Source organism: Agromyces ramosus (genome assembly GCF_030817175.1).
Classification (GTDB): Bacteria; Actinomycetota; Actinomycetes; order Actinomycetales; family Microbacteriaceae; genus Agromyces; species Agromyces ramosus_A.
In genome coordinates this window covers 879,417-903,509 of sequence record NZ_JAUSYY010000001.1, presented here as the reverse complement: position 1 = coordinate 903,509, position 24,093 = coordinate 879,417, and the positions used below count along the sequence as shown (strand labels likewise).

The window sequence follows — 24,093 nt, the reverse complement described above, 5'->3', positions numbered from 1 at the left end:
TCCGGGTGCGGGTGGTCGGCACGGCCTAGACTCCCGCACATGCCCGACGGACTGTGGTGGTTGCCCTCGCTCGTCGTGTTCGCCGCCGCTGCGGTCGCCCTCGTCGGCGGGCTCGTCGGCCTCCGCCGCCTCGGTGCTCGACGTGAGCGGAGCGCCCTCGAGCAGGGACGCGCCGGGGAGGTGCGCGCGAAGGGCCTCATCGTGCAGGCCGACAACGCCGTGCGCGAGGCCGAGCGGGAGGTCGCGTTCGCCGACGCGCAGTTCGGCCCCGAAGCCGCAGAGGCGTTGCGCACTGCCGTCGTCGCCGCCCGGGGCAGCCTTCGAGAGGCGTTCATCCTGCAGCAGCGCCTCGACGACGCCGAGCACGACACCGCCGCCGAACGACGGACGTGGAGCGGGCGCATCGAGGACCTGTGCGGATCCGCGCTCGCGTCGATCGGCGAAGCGGAGGCGGCGCTCGCGACCCGCAGGCACGCCGAACGCGGCGCGCACTCCGACCTGCCCGCGCTCCGCGCGCAGTCCGAGCGACTCGGCCGTCGTCGTGTCGAGGCCGAGACGATGCTCGCCCGCCTCGCAAGCCGCTTCGCGCCCTCGGCGCTCGAGTCCGCCCGCGGGGCGGTCACCCGTGTCGATGCCGCGCTCGCCGATGGCACCGCCGCGCTCGCCGAGGCCGGGGCCCAGCTCGCGCGTTCGGAGCCCGTTGCCGACCTGCTCGGCATCGCGGCCGATCGTCTCGAACGGGCCGACCGCGATCTCGCCGAGGTCGAGAGGTTCGAGCTGGCGCTCGCCGGCGCCCAGTCGGAGGCCGCCGCCGAAGCCGCCGCACTCGATGCTGAACTGGTGGCGGCGCGCGGTGAACGCGATCGGCAGGACGACCCCGACGCCGCGAGCGCGCTGGGCGTCGCGATCGGCGATGCCTCCGCGGTCATGGCATCGCGGTCGGATGTCGCGGGCGACCCATTCGCCGATCGTGATCGACTGCGTGCCGGTCGTGATCGCCTCGAGGTCGCTCGGGCGGCTGCGCGCAACGCCCAGCAGCGTCTCGACGGTGCCCGGGGGGCTTTGGGCGGCGCCATCGCGATCGCGGAGAGTCAGCTCAGGGTGGCCGAGGCCGCGATCGAGCGCGGGCGCGGTGTCGTCGGGGCCGATGCGCGCACTCGGCTCGCCGAGGCGCAGCGGCAGCTCGTGATGGCGCGACAGGAGCCCGACCCGGTCGCCGCCCTCGACGCGGCGCGGCGCGCGGCGGCACGCGCGAGCGACGCCGAGGCACTCGCGATGTACGACGCACTCGGGCACTGAGCCGGCTCAGGTGCCGCGGCCCGAGAGCCGGTGCGCCTGCACCGCGTCGTAGGTGCGCCGCAGCGAGTCGCTCGCGCGATCGAAGTCGCCCTGCAGCAACCGCACGACGAGGAAGTCGACGAGCGCCATCTGGGCGAGGCGGCTCGACATCGCGCCCGTGCGGTACCGCGACTCGCGGGCCGACGTGGCGAGCACGAGGTCGGCGTTCGCACCGAGCGGCGAATCGGGGAAGTTCGTGATCGCGACCGTCGTGGCGCCGCCCGAGCGGGCGAGCTCGAGCATCTGGTTCGTCTCGACGGTGAGGCCCGAGTGCGAGATTCCGACCGCGACCCAGCCCGGGCGCGCAAGGGCGAGCGAGGTGAGGGCGAGATGGGCATCGGCCCAGCAATAGCTCGTGAATCCCACGCGGTGCAGCTTCTGGTGCAGGTCCTCGCCGGTGAGGCCGCTCGAGCCCGCGCCGAAGATCTCGATGCGGGGAGCCGTGCGGATCGCCGCGACGACCGCGTCGAGCGCGACGAGGTCGAGGCTCCTGGCGGTCTCCTCGATCGCGCGCACCTCCTGGTACGCCACCTTCGTCACGAGTTCGAGGGCGCTGTCGTTGGGGTCGATCTCGGCATCGGAGACGCGGAACAACTCCTGCGCGGCTTCCTCGCGGCTCTGCGCCGCGGCGATGGCCATTCGGAACTCCTTGTAGCCGCCGAAGCCCGTGGCGCGGCAGAACCGGGCGACGCTCGCCTGCGACGTCCCGCACAGCTCGGCGAGCTGGGTGATCGTCGACTCGACGACGATCGAGGGGTCGTCGATGACCATCTCGGCGATGTGCCGTTCGGACTTGCTGAGCGCGGGCATGCGTTGTCGGAGTGCCACGAACACGTCGCTCGTCATGCTGGCCCCCTTTCGATGGAGACGGCGTCGGCGACGGATCGGCGCATCGCGAAGATCTCGGTCGAGGTCCTCGACGGGTGGACCCGGTTGGCTAGGAATACTAGCGACCGGCGGCCGCCCGGCTGGGTCGCCATGCTCGTGCCCGTGAAGCCGGTGTGCCCGACCGCGTGCCCCGGCACGCGGAGGCCGCCCATCCACTCCTCGTCGACGCGCATGCCGAGTGCCTGGCCATAACCGTCGGTCGGGCTCGGGACGCGCGGGTCGGCCGTCGTCATCGCCTCGACGACCCAGGCCGGAAGCACCTGCTCGCCGTCTGCCGCACCACCGCTCCGGAACAACTCCGCGACGCGGAGCAGGTCGCCGGCGGTCGAGAAGAGTCCTGCATTGCCGGATGCCCCGTCGAGCGCCCAGGCCGTCTCGTCGTGCACCTCGCCGTGCACGAGCCCGCGGTCGGGTTCGTGCTGCACCTCGGTCGCGGCGATCCGCGAGCGGAGTGCCGCGGGCGGCCGGAACATGGTGTCGGCGAGCCCGAGCGGGCGGGTGACGTGCCGGGCGATGAGGTGGTCGAGCGGCAGGCCCGAGAGCGCCTCGGCGGCGAGGCCCGCCCAGATGTAGCCGACGCACGAGTACCGGTGCACCTCGCCCGGTGCGTCGATCGGCCGGGTGATGCGGAATCGACGTCGGCTGTCGGCGTCGCGTCGCCGGTCGAGCCATTCGGCGGCGAAGCCGGCCGTGTGGGTGAGCAGGTGCCGCACGGTCACCGCACGCGCCGGACCGTCTCGGAACTCAGGCAGTACCTCGGCAACGGCGAACTCGGCGTCCTGCCCGTGCCGGTCGAGTTCCGCGAGCAACGCGGCTGCCGTGAACACCTTCGTGATCGAGGCGAGGTCGAAGTAGGTGCCCGCATCGACCGGCTCGCCGTGCGCGGTGACTCGCCGCTCGGCGTCGGCCCACGCGACCGTGCGCCCCGCGACCTCGTGCACCTCGACCGCACCGTCGACCGCCGCGAGCACCACGGCCCCTGAGAACGCGGGCGGGGCGTTCATCGACCCTGCCTGCAGGATGCCTGCCACCGGATGCATTCGGTTCCCTCCCGTCAGGGATCGGTCACCGCTGGAAAAAATCCCCAACTATCTTCCATAATGCGACATTTTTGTTCATACTGTCGAAACACGCTTCATCGAAGGCTGCAAAGGACCCCTCGCTCCATGGCTCTCTCCTCCTCCCACGCCGATGGTGTGACGCGCGACGGGGTCGACAACTCCCCGACCGAGCAGCGACTCGACGCATCGATCGGCATCGACGGCGCGACGACCGAAGAGCTCCTCCGACTCCTGAACGTGCATGACCGGCTCGCCGTCGACGCCGTCGCCCGCGTGCTGCCCGAACTCGCCGACCTCGTCGAGCACGCCACCCGGCGTGTCCGCGACGGCGGCTCGGTGCACTACTTCGGCGCCGGCACGTCCGGCCGTCTCGGCGTGCTCGACGCCGCCGAGCTCCTGCCCACCTTCAACCTCGACGAAGGCGTCGTCGTGGCGCACCTCGCGGGAGGCGAGACCGCCCTCGTGCGTGCGGTCGAAGATGCGGAGGACTCGATCGAGGCCGGCCGCGCCGCCGCAGCAGGCGTCACCGGTCGCGACCTCGTCATCGCGCTCGCGGCATCCGGCAACACCCCCTACGTGGGCGGCGCGCTCGCCGCCGCACGCGAGGCGGGCGCCTACACGGCCCTCGTCTCGTGCAACCCCGACTCGGCCTTCGGCCCTGACGTCGACCGCAACATCGTGCTCGAGACCGGGGCCGAGGTGATCACCGGCTCGACGCGGCTCAAGGCCGCCACGGCGCAGAAGCTCGTGCTCAACGGCTTCTCGACCGCCCTGATGGTCGCACTCGGGCGCACCTGGTCCAACCTCATGGTCTCGGTCGTGGCCACGAACGACAAGCTGCGCCGGCGCACCGTTCGCATCCTGTCCGACGCCACCGGCGCGGAGCCCGACGAGGCGCGCGAGCTGCTGCTCGATGCCGACGGCGACCTGAAGACCGCGCTCGTCGCGAGACTCGCGGGCGTCGCGGCATCCGAGGCCAGGGCCACCCTCGCAGCTCACGACGCCTCGGTACGCGCCGCCCTCGCCGCGCTGGGTACGAATCACGGCAGGACCACCGGTACCACCCCCACCGGCACCACCCCCACCACCCACATCGAAGGAGTACACACATGAGGCGACGTACACTCACGATCGCGGCGGCCGCCCTCGGCTCCGCGCTCGTGCTGAGCGCCTGCGCACCGAGTGCGCCGAGCGGCGGATCCCAGACGAGCGACGAAGAGGTGACCCTCAAGGTCTGGTCGTGGCGAACCGAAGACGTCGAGGCGTACAACTCGATCTTCGACGTGTTCGAGGAGGCGCACCCGGGCATCACCGTCGAGTTCGAGGCGTTCCAGAACACCGAGTACAACCAGATCCTGACGACCGGGCTCGCCGGCTCCGATGGCCCCGACGTGCCGATGGTGCGCGCCTACGGCCAGCTGCAGCCGAACATCGAGGCCGGCCAGCTCGAGCCCATCGACGGCAAGGTCGACGGCGTCGACGAGATCGCCCCCAGCGTGCTCGCCGGGGCGAAGGGCAAGTCCGACGGCAAGCTCTACGCCGTGCCGCTCGCGACGCAGACCCTGCAGGTCTTCTACAACAAGGCCATCTTCGAGGAGCACGACCTCGAAGTGCCGAAGACGTGGGACGACTTCATCGAGCTCAACGAAGACCTCCTCGCGGCGGGCGTCACGCCGATGGCCCTCGGCGCCAAGGATGCCTGGATGCTGCCGATCTTCTCGGACATCTTCGGCTCCACCCGCTACGGCGGCAGCGCCTTCGAGGAGAAGATCCTCGATGGCTCGGCGACCTTCGAAGACCCCGACTACGTCGAGTCCCTGCAGATCGTCGCGGACATGCAGAAGTACCTCACCCCCGACGTCGTCGGCGTGAGCTACACCGACAGCCAGATCCAGTTCACCTCGGGGCAGGCGGCGCAGTTCCCGGGCGGCTCGTTCGAGATCGCGACATTCCGCACCCAGGCGCCCGAGCTGGAGCTCGGCTCCTACCAGGTGCCGCTGCCGCCGAACGCCGTCTCGGAGACGCCCGTGAGCCCCGCCTACGCCGACGGCAACTTCGCCGTGAACTCGAAGTCGGAGAACAAGGACGCCGCGTTCGAGCTGCTCAACTGGCTCGCGACGCCCGAGTTCGGCCAGCTCGTCGCCGACGAGCTCAACCAGTTCTCGGCGATCCCGGGCGTGGAGTACTCCGACGAGGTCATGAAGGAGGCATGGGACAACTACCAGGACGGCCAGGCGCCCTACCTGCTCCTCGTGGACTTCCGCTACGGCGAGCCACAGGGAACCGCGGTGCTCGGCGAGCAGGTGCAGAAGATGTTCCTCGGCCAGACCGACCCGGCCGGCGTCGCCGGCGCCCTGCAGGCGGGCGTCTCGCAGTGGTTCGTCCCGGGCGAGTGACCGAGTAGAAGGAACGAGGACCATGTCCGCCATCACCTCACGCCGCACCACGCGCACGGGCATCGCCCTGTCGCGACGGGCGGGCATGGTCTTCGTCCTCCCGGCCCTCGTGCTGTTCGCCGTCTTCATCCTGTATCCGCTGCTCACGGCGCTCAGCTACTCCTTCTTCGGATGGACGGGCATCGTTCGCGGCGGCTTCACCGGCATCGAGAACTACGTCGCGCTGTTCACCGAGCTGCCGTTCAGCACCGACATCCCGAACGCCTTCCTCCACAACCTGCTGCTGTTCGCCGGTGCGATGTTCTTCCAGAACACGGTCGGCCTCGGGCTCGCGACGCTCCTGCACCGGATGTCGCGCTTCAAGCGCTTCTTCCAGACGATGTACACGCTGCCCTACCTCGTCTCACCTCTCGTGGTCGGCTACCTGTGGTCGCTCATGCTGTCGCCGCTCTTCGGCCCGGTGAACTCGGTGCTGCGGGCGATCGGCCTCGGCGATCTCGCGAAGCCGTGGCTCGGCGACCCCGCGACGGCGATCTGGGTCGTCGTGATCGTCACCGCCTGGCAGTGGATCGGCTTCCCGGTGCTGCTCTACGGAGCGGCGCTCGGCGGCATCCCCGAGGAGATCGACGAGGCTGCCTCGCTCGACGGCGCCGGGCCCTGGCAGCGCTTCCGCTCCATCACGCTGCCGATGCTCGTGCCCGCGATCGGCACGGTGAGCGTGCTCACGTTCATCGGCGCCATGGAGGCGTTCCCGATCCCGTACGCCCTCGGCGGCTCCCAAGGCAGTCCGGCCGGCGCGACCGACGTGCTGAGCCTCCTCTTCTATCGCACGGCGTTCGAGTCGGGCTCCTCCAACGCGATCGGCACCTCCTCGGCGATCGCGACCCTCCTCTTCCTCTTCATCTTCGGAGTCTCGATGCTCATCACCTGGCTGATGCGACGTGCGGAACGGCGGCTCTACTGATGACCGTGCTCACCTCTCCTCCGGCCGTCGACACGGGCCCGAGGCATCCCGCGCCGGGCCGCGACTCTCGTCGTCGCAAGCCCGTCACGTTCGGCGGCGTCGCCTCATCGACGTTCCTCTGGATCTACGCGGTCATCTCGATCTCGCCGCTGCTGCTCATGGTGTCGAACTCGCTGCGCACCACGCAGGACATGGCGCAGAACCCGATCGGCCTTCCGCTGCCGCCGAACTTCGCGAGCTACCAGAAGGCCTGGATCACGGCGTCGTTCGACACGTACTTCTTCAACTCGATCTTCGTGACGGTCGCCTCGGTGCTGCTCTCGACCGCGGTGTCACTGCTCGCCGCCTACGCGTTCGCCCGCACGAGGTCGAAGCTGTTCGGCGTGCTCGAGGCGACGTTCCTCTCGGGGCTCATGCTGCCGGTGTTCCTCGCGATCCTGCCGCTGTTCTTCCTGCTCGACAGCCTCGGCATGGTGAGCAACCTCTGGAGCCTGATCCTCGTCTACGGTGCGCTCGGCATCCCGTTCTCGACGTTCGTGCTCGCGAGCTTCTTCCGCCAGCTGCCGATCGAGCTCGACGAGGCCGCCCGCCTCGACGGTGCCGGCCCGTTCGCGACGTTCTGGCGTGTGCACCTGCCACTCGTGAAGCCCGCGATCGCCACGGTCATCGTGTTCCGCTTCGTGCCGGTCTGGAACGACTTCTTCTACCCGCTGATCCTCATCCGCGACCAGGACGCGTACACGCTGCCCGTCGGCATCACCCGGTTCTTCGGCGAGTACCAGACCGACTGGGCGACCCTCTTCGCGGGGCTGACCCTCGCGACGATCCCGCTCGTGGTGCTCTTCCTCATCGCGACGAAACAGATCGTCTCGGGGCTGACCGCGGGCATGAGCAAGTAGCGACGAGCGGATACTCTGCTGCGGTGAGTGAATCGAGCGAGGCGTTCGGCCAATCCAAGTACCAGGTGCGTTTCGACTGGGGAGTGCGCGGGGCGGCCCGCATCGCGGGCGGCGCCGATGTCGTGGTGTGGGTCGACGTCATTCGCGATGCCGCGATTCCGGATGCCGCGGCGACGGGTCTTCCCACGGGCCTGTTCGAACGCGTGCCCGCCGATGCCGCGGTGCTCGTCGCGGGTCTCGTCGACGCGACCGCGACCGCCCGCTGGATCCTCGCCGAGCAGGAGCGCCTCGGCCGCCGTGCCTACCTCGCGATCCTCGCCGCCGGCGACGCCGATGCCGGGTTCGCAGCCGACGACCTGCTCGGTGCCGGCGCCGTGATCGACGCGCTCGCCGCGCTCGGCATCGACGACACCTCACCCGAGGCGGCGGTCGCTGCTGCGGCGTTCGGCGGCCTGCGGCGGGCGGTGCGCCATCTCACGTCGGCGTCGGCGTCGGGCCGTGCGGCGGCCGCGGCCGGCGTCGGAACGGGCGAGTTGCACGCGGCCGCATCGCTCGATTCGAGCGGCGAAGCCCGGGTCGTGCGCACCGCGTCGCAGGTGCGCGGGGCATCCGTCAGCTGACCTGCCCGTGGCGCTGCCGACGGCGCGTGTTCAGGCGGCCGACTGCACCGCCCGGCGTGCCCGGTGCGCACGCACCTTGGCGCGGTTGCCGCAGCGTTGCATCGAGCACCAACGGCGGCTCGCCGCCCGCGACGTGTCGAGGTAGACCACCTCGCAGTCGCCCCCCGAGCAGGTGCGGATGCGGTCGGCGTTCGAGACCGAGAACAGGTCGACGGCGTCTCGAGCGATCGTGGAGAGCGCCTGCGACACGGTCTGCACCGACCGGCCCGCCTGCCGGGTTCCGCCCGGGAGCGACGGCGGGATGTCGGGGGTTGCCGCATAGAGGTTCACGAGATCGAGATCGGAGGGCCGCGCCTCCTCGCCGAGACTGCGCCCGACGGCGAGGCGGGCGATCGTGTCGCGCAGCGCGACGGCGTCGAAGAGGTCACGCGAACGAGCGGCGCCGACCGGCACGGGGAAGCGCTCGCGAGTCCACGTCGTGAGGTCGTCGGGCGTGTGCAGCTGGTCTTCGGCGTGAATCCCGCCGATCGTGCCGGTGTACGCGAAGTCGAGTGCGAACGAGCCGGAGTCGAACCACCAGCGAACGCCCTCGTTCGAGTCGAACCACTGTCCGACGGGGATGGACACGGTGGAGACGGGCATGCAACCACCCTAGCCGGTTACGGATGAGCTCAGCCGGCAGCGGCGCTCGCGGCCCGTCGTCGCACCGCCGCGGTGATCTCGCGCCGGCGCCACACGATGAGGTTCGCCTGGTCGAAGCCGCGCCGGCAGAGCCCGCAACTCAGCGGACGGCTCGGTTCACGGTAGCGGAAGTGCTCATGCCCGGCCGGACAACGGCCGACCCAGGGCGCGAGCTCATGCGCGACCTCGCCGTCGTGCGTGCGATTGCCGACGAACCCGAGCTCCGACGCGATGGACGCCCACTTGGCGCCGTGTCCGGCGCGCGGCCCCGCGATCGCGTGCGCGACCTCGTGCAGCAGGATCTGGTGGACCTCGTCGTCGTCGTACCTCGCCGCGAGGTACCGCGACACCGAGATGCGCCGTTCGGTGTAGTTGCAGAGCCCCGCGCGCTTCTTCGCGTTGTCGAACTCGAACGACCACGTGGCGGGGTCGAGGTGGAGTGCGATGAGCGCCTCTGCCCACCGCCGCACGCGAACGAGATCCGCCATGGGATCGAGAATAGCGCCGCGCGCCCACACGGTGGGCGGACCGCGCCACCCCCGAACGGGAGGTTCACCCGGCCGGCGCGAGCGGCACCCGGTACAGCCGGTCGTCGCCGTCGCGCGGTGCGCCCCGCCCGTCGGTGTTGTTGCCGATGAACCACAGCTCGCCATCGGGTCCGGCGGTCACGTCACGGAGCCGGCCGAGCTCGCCCGCGAACCACGGGGTCACCGCGATCGGAGCGCCCGAGGTGGCGGGAGCGATGCTCCAGAGGCGTTCACCGCGCAGTGCCGCGAGGAACAGGGTGTCGCCGACGATCGCGAGCCCGCTGGGACTCGCCTCGTCGGTGCGCCATTGCTGCACCGGGTCGATGAAGCGCGCGTCGCCGGCGGCACCCTCGACGACCGGCCAGCCGTAGTTGCCGCCGCGCTCGATGCGGTTGAGCTCGTCCCAGGTGTTCTGCCCGAACTCGGCCGCCCACAGCTGCCCGGTCGCATCCCACGCGATGCCCTGAGGGTTGCGATGGCCGAGCGACCAGACGAGGTTGCCGAAGGGGTTGCCGGGGGCGGCCGCGCCGTCGGGCGTCATCCGCAGGAGCTTGCCCGAGAGCGAGGTCGGGTCCTGTGCGGCATCACGGTTGCCCGCGTCACCCGCGGTGGCGTAGAGGAACCCGTCGGGACCGAAGGCGATGCGCCCGCCGTTGTGGTTGCCGGCTCGGGCGATGCCGGTGAGCACCGGTTCCGGCGCACCGAGGCCGAGCGAGCCGGGAGCGCCCGTGAGCGGCATCCGCACGATCCGATTGTCGGATGCCGCGGTGTGATACGCGTAGACGCGGTCGGGCTGCGCCCCGTCGCCGGGCCGGAACGCGAGCCCGAGCAGACCGCCCTCGCCGCCGGGCGCGACGCCGGGCACCGTGCCCGCGACGCGGAGCGAGCCGTCGCCGAGCACTTCCACGATGTCGCCCGTGTCACGCTCGCTCACGAGCACGCCGCCGCCGGGCAGTCGCAGGATCGACCACGGCGCATCGAGACCCGACGCGATGACGGCCGGGGCGCCCGCAGGCTGCAGCACCGCCGGCGGTGGCGTGGGAGTCGCAGGGGTGGAGGTGCGCGCGGCATCCGTCGTCGGCAGCGGGGTCGGGGTGGGCAGCGGCAGGGGCGTCGTGCAGCCGGCGAGCACGAGCACGGAGAGGAGCGCGACGGATGCCGCGTGCCGCGACATTGCGCGATGCGTCGCGCCGCCTGCCTCCCGCATCGGACCTCCCGACACCAGTGTGCGCGCCGGAACGGCAGAATGGGAGGATGCGCCCCGCGATCGACCTCAACAGCGACCTCGGCGAGTCGTTCGGCGCGTGGCGGCTCGGCGACGACGAGGCGATGTTCGCCCTGGTCTCGAGTGCGAACGTCGCGTGCGGCTTCCACGCCGGCGACCCCGCGACGATGCTCGCGAGCGCCCGCCTCGCTGCCCGGCACGGGGTGGCGCTCGGCGCGCATCCCGGTTATCGCGACCTCGCGGGCTTCGGCCGGCGTGCGCTCGACACGAGTCCCGACGAGCTCGCCGCCGAGCTCCTCGTGCAGCTCGGTGCGCTCGATGGCGCGGCCCGCGGGGCCGGCACCCGCGTGCGTCATGTGAAGGCGCACGGCGCCCTCTACCACCGTCTGGCCGTCGACGAATCGGCGGCGCACGCGTTCGCCGAGGCGGTCGCCGCCTACGACCCCATGCTGCCGCTGCTGGGCCTGCCGGCCAGCGCGCTCGAGCGGGCGGCGGATGCCACGGGCCTCCGATTCGCGCGTGAGGCCTTCGTCGATCGCGGCTACGCCGCCGACGGGTCGCTCGTGCCCCGCGGCGAGCCGGGCGCCGTGATCGATGATCCCGCCGCGGCATCCGACCGCGCCCTCGAGCTCGCCGAGACCGGCGGCATCACCGCCGACGACGGCAGCCGCGTCGACCTCGCCCCCGATTCGCTGTGCCTGCACGGCGACACCCCCGGCGCCGTGGCCATCGCCACCGCTGTGCGCCGTTCGCTCGAGGGCGCCGGCATCGCGATCGAGGCGTTCGCATGAGCCGTCGGCTGCTGCCGAGCGGCGAGGCGGCGGTGCTCGTCGAGTGCGACTCGCTCGAAGAGGTGCTCGCACTGCACGACGCGCTCGCCGCGGATCCGCGGCCCGGGGTGATCGAGCTCGTTCCCGCCGCGCGCACCATCCTCGTTGCGGTCGACCCCGAACGCCTGCCGCTCGAATCCGCCGCGACCTGGGTGCGGCGCGTCCCCGCCGAGGCCGGCTCGCGCATCGCGGGGCGAACGGCCGACGAGGTCACGATCCCCGTGGTCTACGACGGCGACGACCTCCACCAGACCGCCGCGCTGCTCGGCGTCTCGACCGAGGCGCTCGCCGCGCGGCACCAGGCGGCCGAGTGGCGGGTCGCCTTCATCGGCTTCGCGCCGGGGTTCGGCTACCTCGTGAGCGACGACTGGCCGTTCGAGGTGCCGAGGCTCGACGCGCCGCGCACTCGGGTGCCCGCCGGCTCGGTCGCGGTCGCCGGCGCGTTCGGCGGCGTGTACCCGCGCCCGAGCCCCGGCGGCTGGCGCCTCATCGGGCGCACCGACGCGGCGCTGTGGGATCCCGAGTCCGATCCGCCCGCGCTGCTCATGCCGGGCCGCCGGGTGCGCTTCGAGGCGATCGGCACCGGATGAACCGGCTCCACGTCGAGCAGCCCGGGGCGCTCGCCCTCGTCGAGGACCTCGGACGACCCGGGTTCGCGAACCTCGGCGTCGCGGCATCCGGCGCCCTCGACCGTGGCGCGCTCACGCTCGCGAACCGGCTCGTCGGCAACGCCGACGGCGCGGCGGCCCTCGAGCTCCTCGTCGGCGGGTTCCGCGCCCGCTTCGAGGGTGAGACGTGGTTCGCGGTGACCGGCGCCTGGGGGAGCGTGCGCCTCGACGGGCGTGCGATCGCGCCGTACACGGCGGCGCGTGGGCGCGACGGCGCGGTGCTCGAGATCGACCTCGCCGAGCGCGGCATCCGCTACGTGCTCGCCGTGCGTGGCGGCATCGACGTGCCAGCGGTGCTGGGCTCGCGTTCGCGGGACACGCTCGCGGGCCTCGGCCCCGAGCCGATCGCCGCCGCACAGGTGCTCGCGATCGGCGACGAGCCCGAGGCATCCGTGCCCCTGCTCGACCAGGAGGCGGCCTTCCCGCCGCCCGCCGGCGCGGTGGCCATCGCGCTGCTTCCAGGTCCGCGGGCCGACTGGTTCACGGATGCCGCGCACGCGAACCTCTTCGAGACCGAGTGGCGCCTCTCCGAGCAGGCCGACCGCATCGGGGCGCGGCTCGACGGCCCGCCGCTCGAACGGCGCATCGCGGGCGAGCTCGTGAGCGAGGCGACGGTGCCGGGCTCGATCCAGGTCGCCGGTGGCGGACAGCCGACGATCCTGCTCGCCGACCGTCCGGTGACGGGCGGCTACCCCGTCATCGCGGTCGTGGCGTCCGCCTCGCTCGATGCGGTCGCGCAATTGCGACCCGGGCAGCCGGTGCGCTTCCGGCACGCCTGATCGACTTTGGAAGTAACTCTTCACAGATCGCACGCGCTGTGGAAGTATCTTCCAAAACGGACCGACCAGGAGGATCGACGATGCCCCTCGACCGCACGCCGCACGACCGTCAGCCGCGCGACCCCGCTTCCGCCCCCGCGCTCGACCGGCGCGGCTTCATCACCCTCGCCGTCGCCGGCGCCGCGGCATCCGCGTTCACGGTCACGATCGGCACGCTCAGCCCGAGCCCGGCGTTCGCGGCGACCGGTGACGCCGTCGGGGCATCCGCCGCCCTCGCCCCTCGAAAGCGCGAACTGCGCGCCATGTGGATCTCGTCGGTCGTGAACATCGACTGGCCCTCGCGCACCGGACTCAGCGCCGCCGACCAGCAGGCCGAGTTCCTGCACTGGCTCGACGTCGCCGAGCAGTTCAACCTGAACGCCGTGTTCGTGCAGGTGCGCCCGACCGCCGACGCGTTCTGGCCGAGTCCGCTCGAGCCCTGGTCGCAGTACCTCACGGGCGTGCAGGGCCAGGACCCGGGCTACGACCCGCTCGCCTTCATCGTCGAGGAGGCGCACCGCCGCAACCTCGAACTGCACGCCTGGTACAACCCCTACCGCGTCTCGATGGGCGCCGACCCGTCGAAGCTCGTCCCCGAGCACCCCGCCCGCGTGCATCCCGAGTGGATCTGGGCGTACGGTGGCAAGCTCTACTTCGACCCCGGACTGCCCGAGGTGCAGGAGCACATCCAGCAGGCGATCCTGCACTCGGTCGAGCACTACGACCTCGACGGCGTGCACTTCGACGACTACTTCTATCCCTATCCCGTCGCCGGCCAGACGATTCCGGATGCCGCGACCTACGCCGCGCACGGCGCCGGGTTCGCGAACGTCGCCGATTGGCGGCGCAACAACGTCGACACCTTCGTGCACTCCGTCTCCGAGCGCATCAAGGCGCTGAAGCCCTGGGTGAAGTTCGGCATCAGCCCATTCGGCATCTGGCGCAACAAGGCGACCGACCCGCTCGGGTCGGAGACCGGCGGCTCGCAGTCGTACGACCTGCAGTTCGCCGACACCCGCAAGTGGGTGCTCGAGGGCTGGCTCGACTACATCAACCCGCAGATCTACTGGCAGTTCGGACTCGCGGTCGCCGATTACGCGAAGCTCGTGCCCTGGTGGGCCGATGTCGCCGAGGCATCCGGGACGCACCTCTACATCGGCGAGGCCCTCTACAAGGTGACCTCCGGCGTCTTCACCGACCCCGCCGAGCTCTCGAAGCACCTCACGTTCGACCGCGACATCGATGCGACCCGTGCGCCCGTGCACGGCAACGTGTACTTCTCGGCCAAGCACGTGCCCGCCGACCCGCAGGGCTCGATGTCACTCGTGCGCGCCGACCACTACTCGCGCCCGGCGATCGTGCCGGCCATGCCCTGGCTGCCGGCGGGCTCGCTGCGCACGCCCGTGCTCGCGAACGCCGTGCACGGCGCGGGCGGGGTCACGGTGAAGTGGTCGGATGCCGCACCGCCGACTTCGCGCGCGACCTCGTTCGCGATCTACCGGGTCGACGGCCGCGCCGACGCGATCGACGTCGAGAACGCCGCGAACCTCATGGCCACGCGCCGCGCCGCGCCGGGAGTCGTGCAGCGGTTCGTCGACGAGACGGCCGAGCCGGGTGCGGTCTACACCTACGCGGTGACCGCGCTCGACCGGGTCTGGAACGAGACCGCGCCGAGCGGCGTGCGCGTCACCGAGTAGCGACGAGGATGCCCCTCAGCCGCCCGGCTTGGTGAGGAACACCGATCGGGCGGGCGGCGGCGACGGCACCGCCGTGGCATCGGTCACGACGGGGGCACCCGCGATGAACCGGCGAAGCTCGTCGCCGTCGACGAGCTTCGCCGGCGCGGGGTCGCTCGCGAGGCGCCGCGGCAGGCCCGCGAACGGCAGCTCGTCGCGCGAGGCGTACATGACGACGTTGCCGAACCGGCGTCCCTTCAGCATCGAGGTGTCGGCGGCGATCGCGACGTGCGCGAAGACGTGCGAGAGCGTCGCCGCCTGCGAGCGCGCGAACGCGAGCCCCGCACCGTCGGCGACGTTGACGGCGACGATGCCGCCCGGCGCGAGGCGCGGCACGAGCAGCCCGTAGAACTCGGCGCTCGTGACGTGCGCGGGCGTGCGCGCGCCCGAGAAGATGTCGACCACGGCGAGGTCGACGGCGCCGTCGAGGCCGCCGGGCAGCTTCGCGAGCACCTCGCGGGCGTCGCCGTGCCGCACCCGCACCTGCGCGCCGCGGGGGAGCGGCAGGTGCTCGCGCACGAGCTCCACGAGTTCTGACTCCAGCTCGACGACCTGCTGGCGCGAGCCCGGCCGGGTCACCGCGACGTACCGCGGCAGGGTCAGCGCGCCGCCGCCGAGGTGCACCGCCGTGATCGGCTGCCCTTCGGGCCGCACGAGATCGACGGCGTGGCCGATGCGGCGCACGTACTCGAAGCCGAGCCAGTCGGGCCGATCGAGCTCGACATGCGATTGCGGCGTGCCGTCGACGTAGAGGGTCCACGACCCGGGCACCTGCCTGGACTCCTCGAGGCGCGCGAGGTGGCCGCTCGCGGCGAGGCGGCGTTCGAGGTCCGGCCGATCGAGTTCTGGCACGGATGCCACGCTACCCGCCGCGCTCGCCGCCTCCGCTCAGCAGGCATCCCAGAGCACGAAGTCGAGCCGTTCGCGTTCGAGCACCTCGGCGGGGTGCGGCCCGTGCTCCCGGAGCCGCTGCACGAGGTGCTTCGGGACCCCGTCGGGGGCGGCCACGAGCACCGCGTTGCCCTCCTCGGTGCCCGACAGCACCGATGGGTCGCCCGCGACGAGCAGCTCGGCCGACGGAGCCGCGCGGGCGACCGCGCGCGCCTGCGCCCGCAAACGCTCGAGTCCGGCCGCATCGGCCACGTTCGCGACGAGCACGCCGCCGGGAGCGACGAGCGCGAGGCATCCGGCCATGAACTCGCGGGTGTCGACGAAGGCCGGCGCCTCGAGTCGCGCATAGAGGTCGATGACGACGAGGTCGAAGGAGGTGCCGGCGGCCGCGAGGTCGCCGATGACGGATGCCGCGTCGCCGACGATCACCTCGACCTCCGCTGCGGCCGGCAGTGGCAGGCGGTCGAGCACCACCTCGAGGAGCTCGCGGTCGAGCTCGACGACGACCTGTGCCGAACCCGGGCGCGTGGCCTCCACGTACCGGGGAAGGGTCAGCGCGCCTCCGCCGAGGTGCAGCACCCGGAGCGGCGAGCCCGGCAACCGCATCGCATCGATCACGTGACCGATGCGGCGGGTGTACTCGAAGAAGAGGCGCGTGGGGTCACCGGGATCGACGTGCGATTGCGCCGCACCCTGGACGAGCAGGGTGAGCCCGCTCGGCGAGAACACGTCGGTCTCGAACTCGATGCGGGGCTGCGCCATGCCTGCATCGTGGCACGAGCGAGGTGCGGCCTGCGAGTGAGGACATCGCCCTGGATGCCCGGTTCCGGGGCTCCGGCGGCACCGTGAAGCTGGGTTATACCCGAGATCTGCGACGAGGTCAAGAATCGACTGGACATGGCGCGTCTGGAGACATATAGTTAACCTTTGCGCTCCCAGACCCACCATGCCTTCATATTGCGGTCGGCTCCGTGCGTGTCGAGACCTTTCGGTCTCCGGCACCCGCACTTCGTCTGAGGGGTACCACTCTCCGCTACCGACAGTGAACCGGGCCCGACGGGGCCCATGGAGGATACTCACTTGGCTGCTGCGCGCAACGCGACCACGCCCACCCCCAAGAACGGACGCGGTGCAAGCCGCCTCTCCTTCGCGAAGGTCACCGACACCCTCACCGTACCCGACCTCCTCGCATTGCAGACCGAGAGCTTCGACTGGCTCGTCGGCAACGATGCGTGGAAGGCTCGTGTCGCTGACGGCAAGGCGACCGGACGGCAAGACCTGCCCGAGACCACCGGGCTCGAGGAGATCTTCGAGGAGATCTCTCCCATCGAAGACCTCGGCGAGACGATGCAGCTCTCGTTCACCAACCCCGAGCTCGAGCCTCCGAAGTACACGATCGACGAGTGCAAGGAGAAGTCCAAGACCTACTCCGCACCCCTCTACGTGAACGCGGAGTTCATGAACCACCTCACGGGTGAGATCAAGACGCAGACCGTCTTCATGGGCGACTTCCCGCTCATGACCCCGAAGGGCACCTTCGTCATCAACGGCACCGAGCGTGTCGTCGTGTCCCAGCTCGTGCGTTCGCCGGGCGTCTACTTCGAGCGCACGCCCGAGAAGACCTCCGACAAGGACATCTACTCGGCTCGCGTCATCCCGAGCCGCGGTGCCTGGCTCGAGTTCGAGATCGACAAGCGCGACCAGGTCGGCGTTCGCATCGACCGCAAACGCAAGCAGTCGGTCACCGTCTTCCTGAAGGCGCTCGGCCTCACGAGTGAAGAGATCCTCGAGGAGTTCGCCGGCTACGAGTCGATCGCGCTCACCCTCGAGAAGGACAACATCCTCACGAAGGAAGAAGCCCTCAAGGACATCTACCGCAAGCTCCGTCCGGGCGAGCAGGTTGCCGCCGAGGCCGCGCGTGCGCTCCTCGACAACTTCTACTTCAACCCGAAGCGCTACGACCTCGCCAAGGTCGGCCGGTACAAGATCAACAACAAGCTCGGCCTCGAGGCGCCCCTCACCGACTCGGTGCTCACGGTGCAAGACATCGTGGCCACGATCAAGTACCTCGTCGCCCTCCACGACGAGCGCGCGACCCTTCCCGGCCGCCGCGGCGGCAAGGCGGTCGAGCTGCGCCTCGACGTCGACGACATCGACAACTTCGGCAACCGTCGCATCCGCGCGGTCGGCGAGCTCATCCAGAACCAGGTGCGCACCGGCCTCAGCCGGATGGAGCGCGTCGTGCGTGAGCGCATGACGACGCAGGACATCGAGGCGATCACCCCGCAGACCCTGATCAACGTGCGACCCGTCGTCGCCGCGATCAAGGAGTTCTTCGGCACCTCGCAGCTGTCGCAGTTCATGGACCAGAACAACCCGCTCGCGGGCCTGACCCACAAGCGCCGCCTCTCGGCGCTCGGCCCGGGCGGTCTCTCGCGAGACCGCGCCGGCGTCGAGGTTCGAGACGTCCACCCCTCGCACTACGGCCGCATGTGCCCGATCGAGACCCCGGAAGGCCCGAACATCGGCCTGATCGGTTCGCTCGCGTCCTTCGCGCGCATCAACTCGTTCGGCTTCATCGAGACGCCGTACCGCAAGGTCGTCAACGGCAAGGTCACCGAGCAGATCGACTACCTCACCGCGATGGAGGAAGAGGACTACATCGTCGCCCAGGCCAACGCGCCGCTGAAGGCCGACGGTCACTTCCAGGAGGAGCGCGTGCTCGCCCGCAAGAAGGGCGGCGAGGTCGACCTCTTCCCCGCGAGTGAGATCGGCTACATGGACGTCTCGCCGCGCCAGATGGTGTCGGTTGCGACCTCGCTCATCCCGTTCCTCGAGCACGACGACGCGAACCGCGCCCTCATGGGTGCGAACATGCAGCGTCAGGCTGTGCCGCTGCTCCGCAGCGACTCGCCGTTCGTCGGCACGGGCATGGAGGGCTACGCCGCGGTCGACGCCGGTGACGTGATCACCGCCGACAAGGCGGGCGTCGTCGCCGAGGTCTCGGCCGACTCGGTCACGGTGCAGCTCGACGAGGGCGGCACGCAGACCTACTTCCTCCGCAAGTTCGACCGCTCCAACCAGGGCACGAGCTACAACAACCGCGTGCTCGTGAGTGCGGGCGACCGCATCGAGGTCGGCGAGGTCGTCGCCGACGGTCCTGCGACCGACAACGGCGAGCTCGCGCTCGGCAAGAACCTCCTCGTGGCGTTCATGCCGTGGGAGGGTCACAACTTCGAGGACGCGATCATCCTCAGCCAGAACCTCGTGAAGGACGACGTGCTCTCGTCGATCCACATCGAGGAGTACGAGGTCGACGCGCGCGACACGAAGCTCGGCAAGGAGGAGATCACCCGTGACCTCCCGAACGTCAGCCCCGACCTGCTCGCCGACCTCGACGAGCGCGGCATCATCCGCATCGGTGCCGAGGTGCGCCCCGGCGACATCCTCGTCGGCAAGGTCACGCCGAAGGGTGAGACCGAGCTCTCCGCCGAAGAGCGCCTGCTCCGTGCGATCTTCAACGAGAAGAGCCGTGAGGTTCGCGACACCTCGCTGAAGGTTCCCCACGGTGAGCAGGGCACGATCATCGCCGTCAAGGTGTTCGACTCGCAAGACGGTGACGACGAGCTCGGCTCGGGCGTCAACCAGCGCGTGGTCGTCTACATCGCCCAGAAGCGCAAGATCACCGAGGGCGACAAGCTCGCCGGCCGCCACGGCAACAAGGGCGTCATCTCGAAGATCCTGCCGGTCGAGGACATGCCGTTCCTCGCCGACGGCACTCCGGTCGACGTCATCCTGAACCCGCTCGGCATCCCCGGCCGCATGAACTTCGGCCAGGTGCTCGAGACCCACCTCGGGTGGGTCGCGAAGCAGGGCTGGAAGGTCGAGGGCAACCCGGCGTGGGCCAAGAAGCTCCCGAAGGACGCCCACGAGGCCGCGCCCGGCACCAAGGTCGCGACCCCGGTGTTCGACGGCGCCCTCGAGGAGGAGATCGCGGGTCTGCTCGACTCGACCCTCCCCAACCGCGACGGCGAGCGGCTCATCGACTCGAGCGGCAAGACGCAGCTCTACGACGGCCGCTCCGGCGAGCCGTTCCCGTACCCGGTCTCGGTCGGCTACATGTACATCCTGAAGCTGCACCACCTCGTCGACGACAAGATCCACGCGCGTTCGACGGGCCCGTACTCGATGATCACCCAGCAGCCGCTCGGTGGTAAGGCGCAGTTCGGTGGTCAGCGATTCGGTGAGATGGAGGTCTGGGCGCTCCAGGCCTACGGCGCGGCGTACGCGCTGCAGGAGCTCCTCACGATCAAGTCCGACGACATCCTCGGCCGCGTCAAGGTCTACGAGGCGATCGTCAAGGGCGAGAACATCCAGGAGCCCGGCATCCCCGAGTCGTTCAAGGTGCTGATGAAGGAGATGCAGTCGCTCTGCCTGAACGTCGAGGTCCTCTCGGCCGACGGCACCGCGGTCTCGCTCCGCGACACCGACGACGAGGCCTTCCGCGCTGCGGAAGAGCTCGGCATCAACATCTCCGCTCGCTTCGAATCGTCGAACATCGACGAGATCTAAGCCCAGGCCAGTAGACGATTCCAGAGACTTTCCAAGGAGAGAAATTGCTCGACGCAACGACTTTTGACGAGCTTCGCATCGGCCTGGCCACCGCAGAGGACATCCGCAAGTGGTCCTACGGTGAGGTCAAGAAGCCTGAAACCATCAACTACCGCACCCTGAAGCCCGAGAAGGACGGTCTGTTCGGCGAGCAGATCTTCGGCCCGAGCCGCGACTGGGAGTGCGCGTGCGGCAAGTACAAGCGCGTGCGCTTCAAGGGCATCGTCTGTGAGCGATGCGGCGTGGAGGTCACCAAGTCCTCCGTGCGCCGTGAGCGCATGGGCCACATCGAGCTCGCCGCCCCGGTCACGCACATCTGGTACTTCAAGGGTGTGCCCAGCCGCCTCGGCTACCTGCTGGACATGGCGCCGAAGGACCTCGAGAAGGTCATCTACTTCGCCGCATACATGGTGATCGACGTCGACGACGAGGGTCGTCACGCCGACATGCCCGGCCTTGAGAACGAGCTCCGCCTCGAGATCAAGACCATCGGCGACCAGCGCGACGCCCGCATCGCCGAGCTCATGAAGCGCAAGGAGACCGAGCTCGAGACGCTCGAGGCCGAAGGCGCGAAGAGCGACCAGAAGAAGCGCGCCGAGGCTGCGGCCGACAAGGAGATGACCGGCGTCCGCAAGTCGGCCGACGAGCAGATCGCGCACCTCGAGCGCGTGTGGGAGGACTTCCGCACCCTCAAGGTCGGCGACCTGAAGCCCGAAGACTCCGTCTTCCACGAGCTCCAGGACCGCTTCGGCATGTACTTCGACGCCTACATGGGCGCCGAGGCCATCAAGAAGCGCCTCGAGGCGTTCGACCTGGCCGCCGAGGCGGAAGACCTGCGCCTGCAGATCGCCGAGGGCAAGGGCCAGAAGAAGATCCGCGCGATCAAGCGGCTCCGCGTCGTCAGCTCCTTCCTGCAGACCGGCAACTCGCCGGCTGCGATGGTGCTCGACGTGGTGCCCGTGATCCCGCCGGAGCTCCGGCCGATGGTGCAGCTCGACGGTGGCCGCTTCGCGACCTCCGACCTCAACGACCTCTACCGTCGTGTGATCAACCGCAACAACCGCCTTCGTCGCCTGCTCGACCTCGGGGCTCCCGAGATCATCGTGAACAACGAGAAGCGGATGCTCCAGGAGGCCGTTGACGCGCTGTTCGACAACGGTCGTCGTGGCCGCCCGGTCACCGGTACCGGCAACCGCGCCCTCAAGTCCCTGAGCGACATGCTCAAGGGCAAGCAGGGTCGTTTCCGCCAGAACCTGCTCGGCAAGCGCGTCGACTACTCGGGCCGTTCGGTCATCGTCGTCGGCCCGCAGCTGAAGCTGCACCAGTGCGGTCTGCCCAAGCAGATGGCGCTCGAGCTCTTCAAGCCGTTCGTGATCAAGCGCCTCATCGACCTGAGCCACGCTCAGAACATCAAGGCCGCCAAGCGCATGGTCGAGCGTTCGCGCCCGCAGGTCTGGGACGTGCTCGAGGAGATCATCCGCGAGCGCCCGGTGCTGCTGAACCGTGCGCCCACGCTGCACCGTCTCGGCATCCAGGCCTTCGAGCCGCAGCTCGTCGAGGGCAAGGCGATCCAGCTCCACCCGCTCGTGTGTGCCGCGTTCAACGCGGACTTCGACGGCGACCAGATGGCCGTGCACCTTCCCCTCTCGGTGGAGGCGCAGGCCGAGGCGCGCATCCTGATGCTCGCCTCGAACAACATCCTGAAGCCGTCCGACGGCCGCCCGGTGACCCTGCCCACGCAGGACATGATCATCGGCCTGCACCACCTCACGACCCACAAGCCCGGCGCAGCCGGCGAGGGTCGCGCGTTCTCGTCGATCTCCGAGGCCATCCTCGCGTTCGACCAGAACCGTCCGGGTGAGATCGCGCTCGACCTGAACGCCACGGTGAAGATCCGCCTCGAGGGGCTGCACTTCGCCGAGGGCCAGGCCCCCGAGGGCTTCGTTCAGGGCAAGCCGTTCATCCTCGAGACGACGCTCGGCCGTGCCCTCTTCAACGAGGCGCTGCCGGTCGACTACCCGTACGTCAACGAGCAGGCCGGCAAGTCGCAGATCTCCGAGATCGTCAACGACCTCGCCGAGCGCTACCCGAAGACCGAGGTCGCCGCGACCCTCGACCGGATCAAGGACGCCGGCTTCCGCTGGGCGACCCGTTCCGGCGTGACCGTCGCACTCTCCGACATCCTGACGCCGCCCAACAAGGCGGAGATCGTCTCGAAGTACGAGAAGCAGGCCGCGAAGGTGACATCGCAGTTCGAGAAGGGTCTCACGACCGACCTCGAGCGCCGCCAGGAGCTCATCCAGATCTGGACGAAGGCCACCGACGAGGTCGCCCGTGCCATGCAGGACAACTTCCCGATCGACAACACCATCAACCGCATGGTGACGTCGGGTGCTCGTGGTAACTGGCTGCAGGTGCGCAACATCGCCGGCATGCGAGGCCTCGTGAACAACCCGAAGGGTGAGATCATCCCTCGCCCGATCATCTCGAGCTACCGCGAGGGCCTCTCGGTCGCCGAGTACTTCATCGCGACGCACGGTGCCCGCAAGGGTCTGGCCGACACGGCCCTCCGTACGGCCGACTCGGGTTACCTCACGCGTCGTCTCGTCGACGTCTCGCAGGATGTCATCATCCGCGAAGACGACTGCGGCACGAACAAGGGTCTCGACCTGCCGATCGCGACGACGGATGCCACGGGCGCGCTCGTGCGCGACCCGAACGTCGAGAACGCCGTGTACGCGCGCAGCCTCGCGGCTGACGCCGTCGACGCGAAGGGCAAGGTCGTGGCCGAGGCCGGTTCCGACGTCGGCGATGTGCTCATCAACGAGCTCCTCGCCGCGGGCGTCGAGTCGATCAAGGTGCGCTCGGTCCTCACGTGCGAGTCCGCAGTCGGCGTCTGCGCGCGGTGCTACGGCCGTTCGCTCGCGACCGGCAAGCTCGTCGACATCGGCGAGGCCGTCGGCATCATCGCGGCCCAGTCGATCGGTGAGCCCGGCACGCAGCTCACGATGCGTACCTTCCACACCGGTGGTTCGGCCTCGGCCGACGACATCACGCAGGGTCTTCCCCGCGTGCAGGAGCTCTTCGAGGCTCGCACCCCCAAGGGTGCGTCGCCCATCGTCGAGGCCGCCGGTCGCGTCACGATCGACGAGACCGACAAGCAGCGCAAGGTCATCCTCACGCCCGACAACGGCGACGAGCCGATCGCGTACAACGTGCTCAAGCGTTCGACGCTGCTCGTGGAAGACGGCCAGCACGTCGACCTCGGCCAGCAGCTGATCGTCGGCACCGTCGACCCGAAGGAAGTCCTCCGGGTCAAGGGCGTGCGCGAAGTGCAGAAGCACCTCGTGAACGGCGTCCAGGACGTGTACCGCTCGCAGGGCGTGCCGATCCACGACAAGCACATCGAGGTCATCGTGCGCCAGATGCTGCGCAAGGTCACCGTCGTCGACCACGGCGACACCGACCTGCTGCCCGGTGAGCTCGTCGACCGCCTGAAGTACAACGACATCAACCGCGCGACGCTGACCGAGGGCAAGAAGACCGCCTCGGCCCGCCAGGAGGTCATGGGTATCACCAAGGCCTCCCTCGCGACCGAGTCGTGGCTGTCGGCCGCGTCCTTCCAGGAGACGACCCGCGTGCTCACGCAGGCCGCCATGGAGGGCAAGTCCGACCCGCTCGTCGGCCTCAAGGAGAACGTCATCATCGGCAAGCTCATCCCGGCGGGTACCGGCCTCGGCCGTTACCGGAACGTCGCGGTCGAGGCCACCGAGGAGGCGAAGGCGGAGCGTTACCCGAACCGCATCTTCACCGACGACGCGGCCTTCACCGAGGGTGACCTGAGCTTCGTCGACTTCGACGCATTCTCGAGCGACGACTTCACCCCCGGCAACTACAGCTAGTCGCCGACACGCACGAAGGGCCCCGGAGCGATCCGGGG

Annotated in this window: 19 protein-coding genes; 12 read left to right on the top strand and 7 right to left on the bottom strand. The window is 70.0% G+C overall.

Translation table 11 applies throughout. The features are described from left to right. Positions 1 to 39 precede the first annotated feature (39 nt). On the top strand, positions 40 to 1,299 hold the full coding sequence (locus tag QFZ26_RS04325; RefSeq protein ID WP_307039594.1) for a hypothetical protein: 1,260 nt from the start codon (positions 40 to 42) through the stop codon (positions 1,297 to 1,299). Positions 1,300 to 1,305: 6 nt separating this feature from the next. On the opposite strand, the gene QFZ26_RS04320 is transcribed toward QFZ26_RS04325, so the two are convergent. Both QFZ26_RS04320 and QFZ26_RS04315 read right to left on the bottom strand, forming a co-directional pair. Next, positions 1,306 to 2,184: a MurR/RpiR family transcriptional regulator gene (locus QFZ26_RS04320; RefSeq protein ID WP_307039591.1), complete on the bottom strand. Its 879-nt coding sequence runs from the start codon at positions 2,182 to 2,184 to the stop codon at positions 1,306 to 1,308. Further along, positions 2,181 to 3,266 carry a serine hydrolase domain-containing protein gene (locus QFZ26_RS04315; protein WP_307039589.1) on the bottom strand — a complete coding sequence of 362 codons (1,086 nt, stop codon included), beginning with the start codon at positions 3,264 to 3,266 and terminating at the stop codon, positions 2,181 to 2,183. Before QFZ26_RS04315 ends, QFZ26_RS04320 begins: the two co-directional genes overlap by 4 nt. A gap of 126 nt (positions 3,267 to 3,392) precedes the next feature. Here QFZ26_RS04315 and QFZ26_RS04310 point away from each other — a divergent pair, with 126 nt between their 5' ends. Genes QFZ26_RS04310 through QFZ26_RS04290 form a run of 5 tightly spaced genes read left to right on the top strand, consistent with a single transcriptional unit; the run spans position 3,393 to position 8,166 of the window. Further along, positions 3,393 to 4,400, top strand: a complete 1,008-nt coding sequence (locus QFZ26_RS04310) for an N-acetylmuramic acid 6-phosphate etherase (RefSeq protein WP_307039587.1) — start codon at positions 3,393 to 3,395, stop codon at positions 4,398 to 4,400. After that, complete coding sequence (locus tag QFZ26_RS04305; RefSeq protein ID WP_307039585.1) at positions 4,397 to 5,683, top strand: ABC transporter substrate-binding protein; 1,287 nt, start codon at positions 4,397 to 4,399, stop codon at positions 5,681 to 5,683. Before QFZ26_RS04310 ends, QFZ26_RS04305 begins: the two co-directional genes overlap by 4 nt. 22 nt (positions 5,684 to 5,705) lie before the next feature. Beyond that, the gene (locus QFZ26_RS04300) at positions 5,706 to 6,647 is read left to right on the top strand and encodes a carbohydrate ABC transporter permease (RefSeq protein ID WP_307039583.1); all 942 of its coding nucleotides are present in this window, start codon (positions 5,706 to 5,708) and stop codon (positions 6,645 to 6,647) included. Next, entirely contained in the window at positions 6,647 to 7,546 is a 900-nt protein-coding gene (locus tag QFZ26_RS04295; RefSeq protein WP_307039581.1) for a carbohydrate ABC transporter permease, read from the top strand. Before QFZ26_RS04300 ends, QFZ26_RS04295 begins: the two co-directional genes overlap by 1 nt. Positions 7,547 to 7,569: 23 nt before the next feature. Beyond that, positions 7,570 to 8,166, top strand: coding sequence for a 2-phosphosulfolactate phosphatase (locus tag QFZ26_RS04290; RefSeq protein ID WP_307039579.1), 597 nt, complete (start codon positions 7,570 to 7,572; stop codon positions 8,164 to 8,166). A gap of 30 nt (positions 8,167 to 8,196) precedes the next feature. On the opposite strand, the gene QFZ26_RS04285 is transcribed toward QFZ26_RS04290, so the two are convergent. From QFZ26_RS04285 to QFZ26_RS04275, 3 genes are all read right to left on the bottom strand, one after another. After that, a complete protein-coding gene (locus tag QFZ26_RS04285) occupies positions 8,197 to 8,808 on the bottom strand; it encodes a CGNR zinc finger domain-containing protein (RefSeq protein WP_307039577.1) in 612 nt (203 codons plus the stop codon). Positions 8,809 to 8,837: 29 nt separating this feature from the next. Continuing rightward, on the bottom strand, positions 8,838 to 9,335 hold the full coding sequence (locus tag QFZ26_RS04280; protein ID WP_307039575.1) for a SprT-like domain-containing protein: 498 nt from the start codon (positions 9,333 to 9,335) through the stop codon (positions 8,838 to 8,840). 64 nt (positions 9,336 to 9,399) lie between these two features. Beyond that, complete coding sequence (locus QFZ26_RS04275) at positions 9,400 to 10,548, bottom strand: PQQ-dependent sugar dehydrogenase (protein ID WP_307039573.1); 1,149 nt, start codon at positions 10,546 to 10,548, stop codon at positions 9,400 to 9,402. Positions 10,549 to 10,628: 80 nt separating this feature from the next. On the opposite strand from QFZ26_RS04275, the gene QFZ26_RS04270 reads away from it, so the two are divergent. The 4 genes from QFZ26_RS04270 (at position 10,629) to QFZ26_RS04255 (ending at position 14,612) form a co-directional block, all read left to right on the top strand. Continuing rightward, positions 10,629 to 11,390, top strand: a complete 762-nt coding sequence (locus QFZ26_RS04270; protein WP_307039571.1) for a LamB/YcsF family protein — start codon at positions 10,629 to 10,631, stop codon at positions 11,388 to 11,390. Then, positions 11,387 to 12,019: a 5-oxoprolinase subunit B family protein gene (locus tag QFZ26_RS04265; protein ID WP_307039568.1), complete on the top strand. Its 633-nt coding sequence runs from the start codon at positions 11,387 to 11,389 to the stop codon at positions 12,017 to 12,019. The genes QFZ26_RS04270 and QFZ26_RS04265 overlap by 4 nt, the downstream gene beginning before the upstream one ends. Further along, a complete protein-coding gene (locus QFZ26_RS04260; RefSeq protein ID WP_307039566.1) occupies positions 12,016 to 12,876 on the top strand; it encodes a 5-oxoprolinase subunit C family protein in 861 nt (286 codons plus the stop codon). The genes QFZ26_RS04265 and QFZ26_RS04260 overlap by 4 nt, the downstream gene beginning before the upstream one ends. 80 nt (positions 12,877 to 12,956) lie before the next feature. Then, entirely contained in the window at positions 12,957 to 14,612 is a 1,656-nt protein-coding gene (locus tag QFZ26_RS04255; RefSeq protein WP_307039565.1) for a glycoside hydrolase family 10 protein, read from the top strand. A gap of 15 nt (positions 14,613 to 14,627) precedes the next feature. Here QFZ26_RS04255 and QFZ26_RS04250 read toward each other — a convergent pair whose 3' ends face one another. Next, positions 14,628 to 15,503 (bottom strand): spermidine synthase, encoded by an 876-nt coding sequence (locus QFZ26_RS04250; RefSeq protein ID WP_307039563.1) that lies wholly within the window; start codon positions 15,501 to 15,503, stop codon positions 14,628 to 14,630. A gap of 36 nt (positions 15,504 to 15,539) precedes the next feature. Beyond that, the gene (locus tag QFZ26_RS04245) at positions 15,540 to 16,304 is read right to left on the bottom strand and encodes a spermidine synthase (protein WP_307039561.1); all 765 of its coding nucleotides are present in this window, start codon (positions 16,302 to 16,304) and stop codon (positions 15,540 to 15,542) included. 318 nt (positions 16,305 to 16,622) lie between these two features. Here QFZ26_RS04245 and rpoB point away from each other — a divergent pair, with 318 nt between their 5' ends. Further along, positions 16,623 to 20,114, top strand: a complete 3,492-nt coding sequence (gene rpoB, locus QFZ26_RS04240) for a DNA-directed RNA polymerase subunit beta (RefSeq protein ID WP_307039559.1) — start codon at positions 16,623 to 16,625, stop codon at positions 20,112 to 20,114. 44 nt (positions 20,115 to 20,158) lie between these two features. Next, a complete protein-coding gene (gene rpoC, locus QFZ26_RS04235; protein ID WP_307039557.1) occupies positions 20,159 to 24,055 on the top strand; it encodes a DNA-directed RNA polymerase subunit beta' in 3,897 nt (1,298 codons plus the stop codon). Positions 24,056 to 24,093 lie beyond the last annotated feature (38 nt).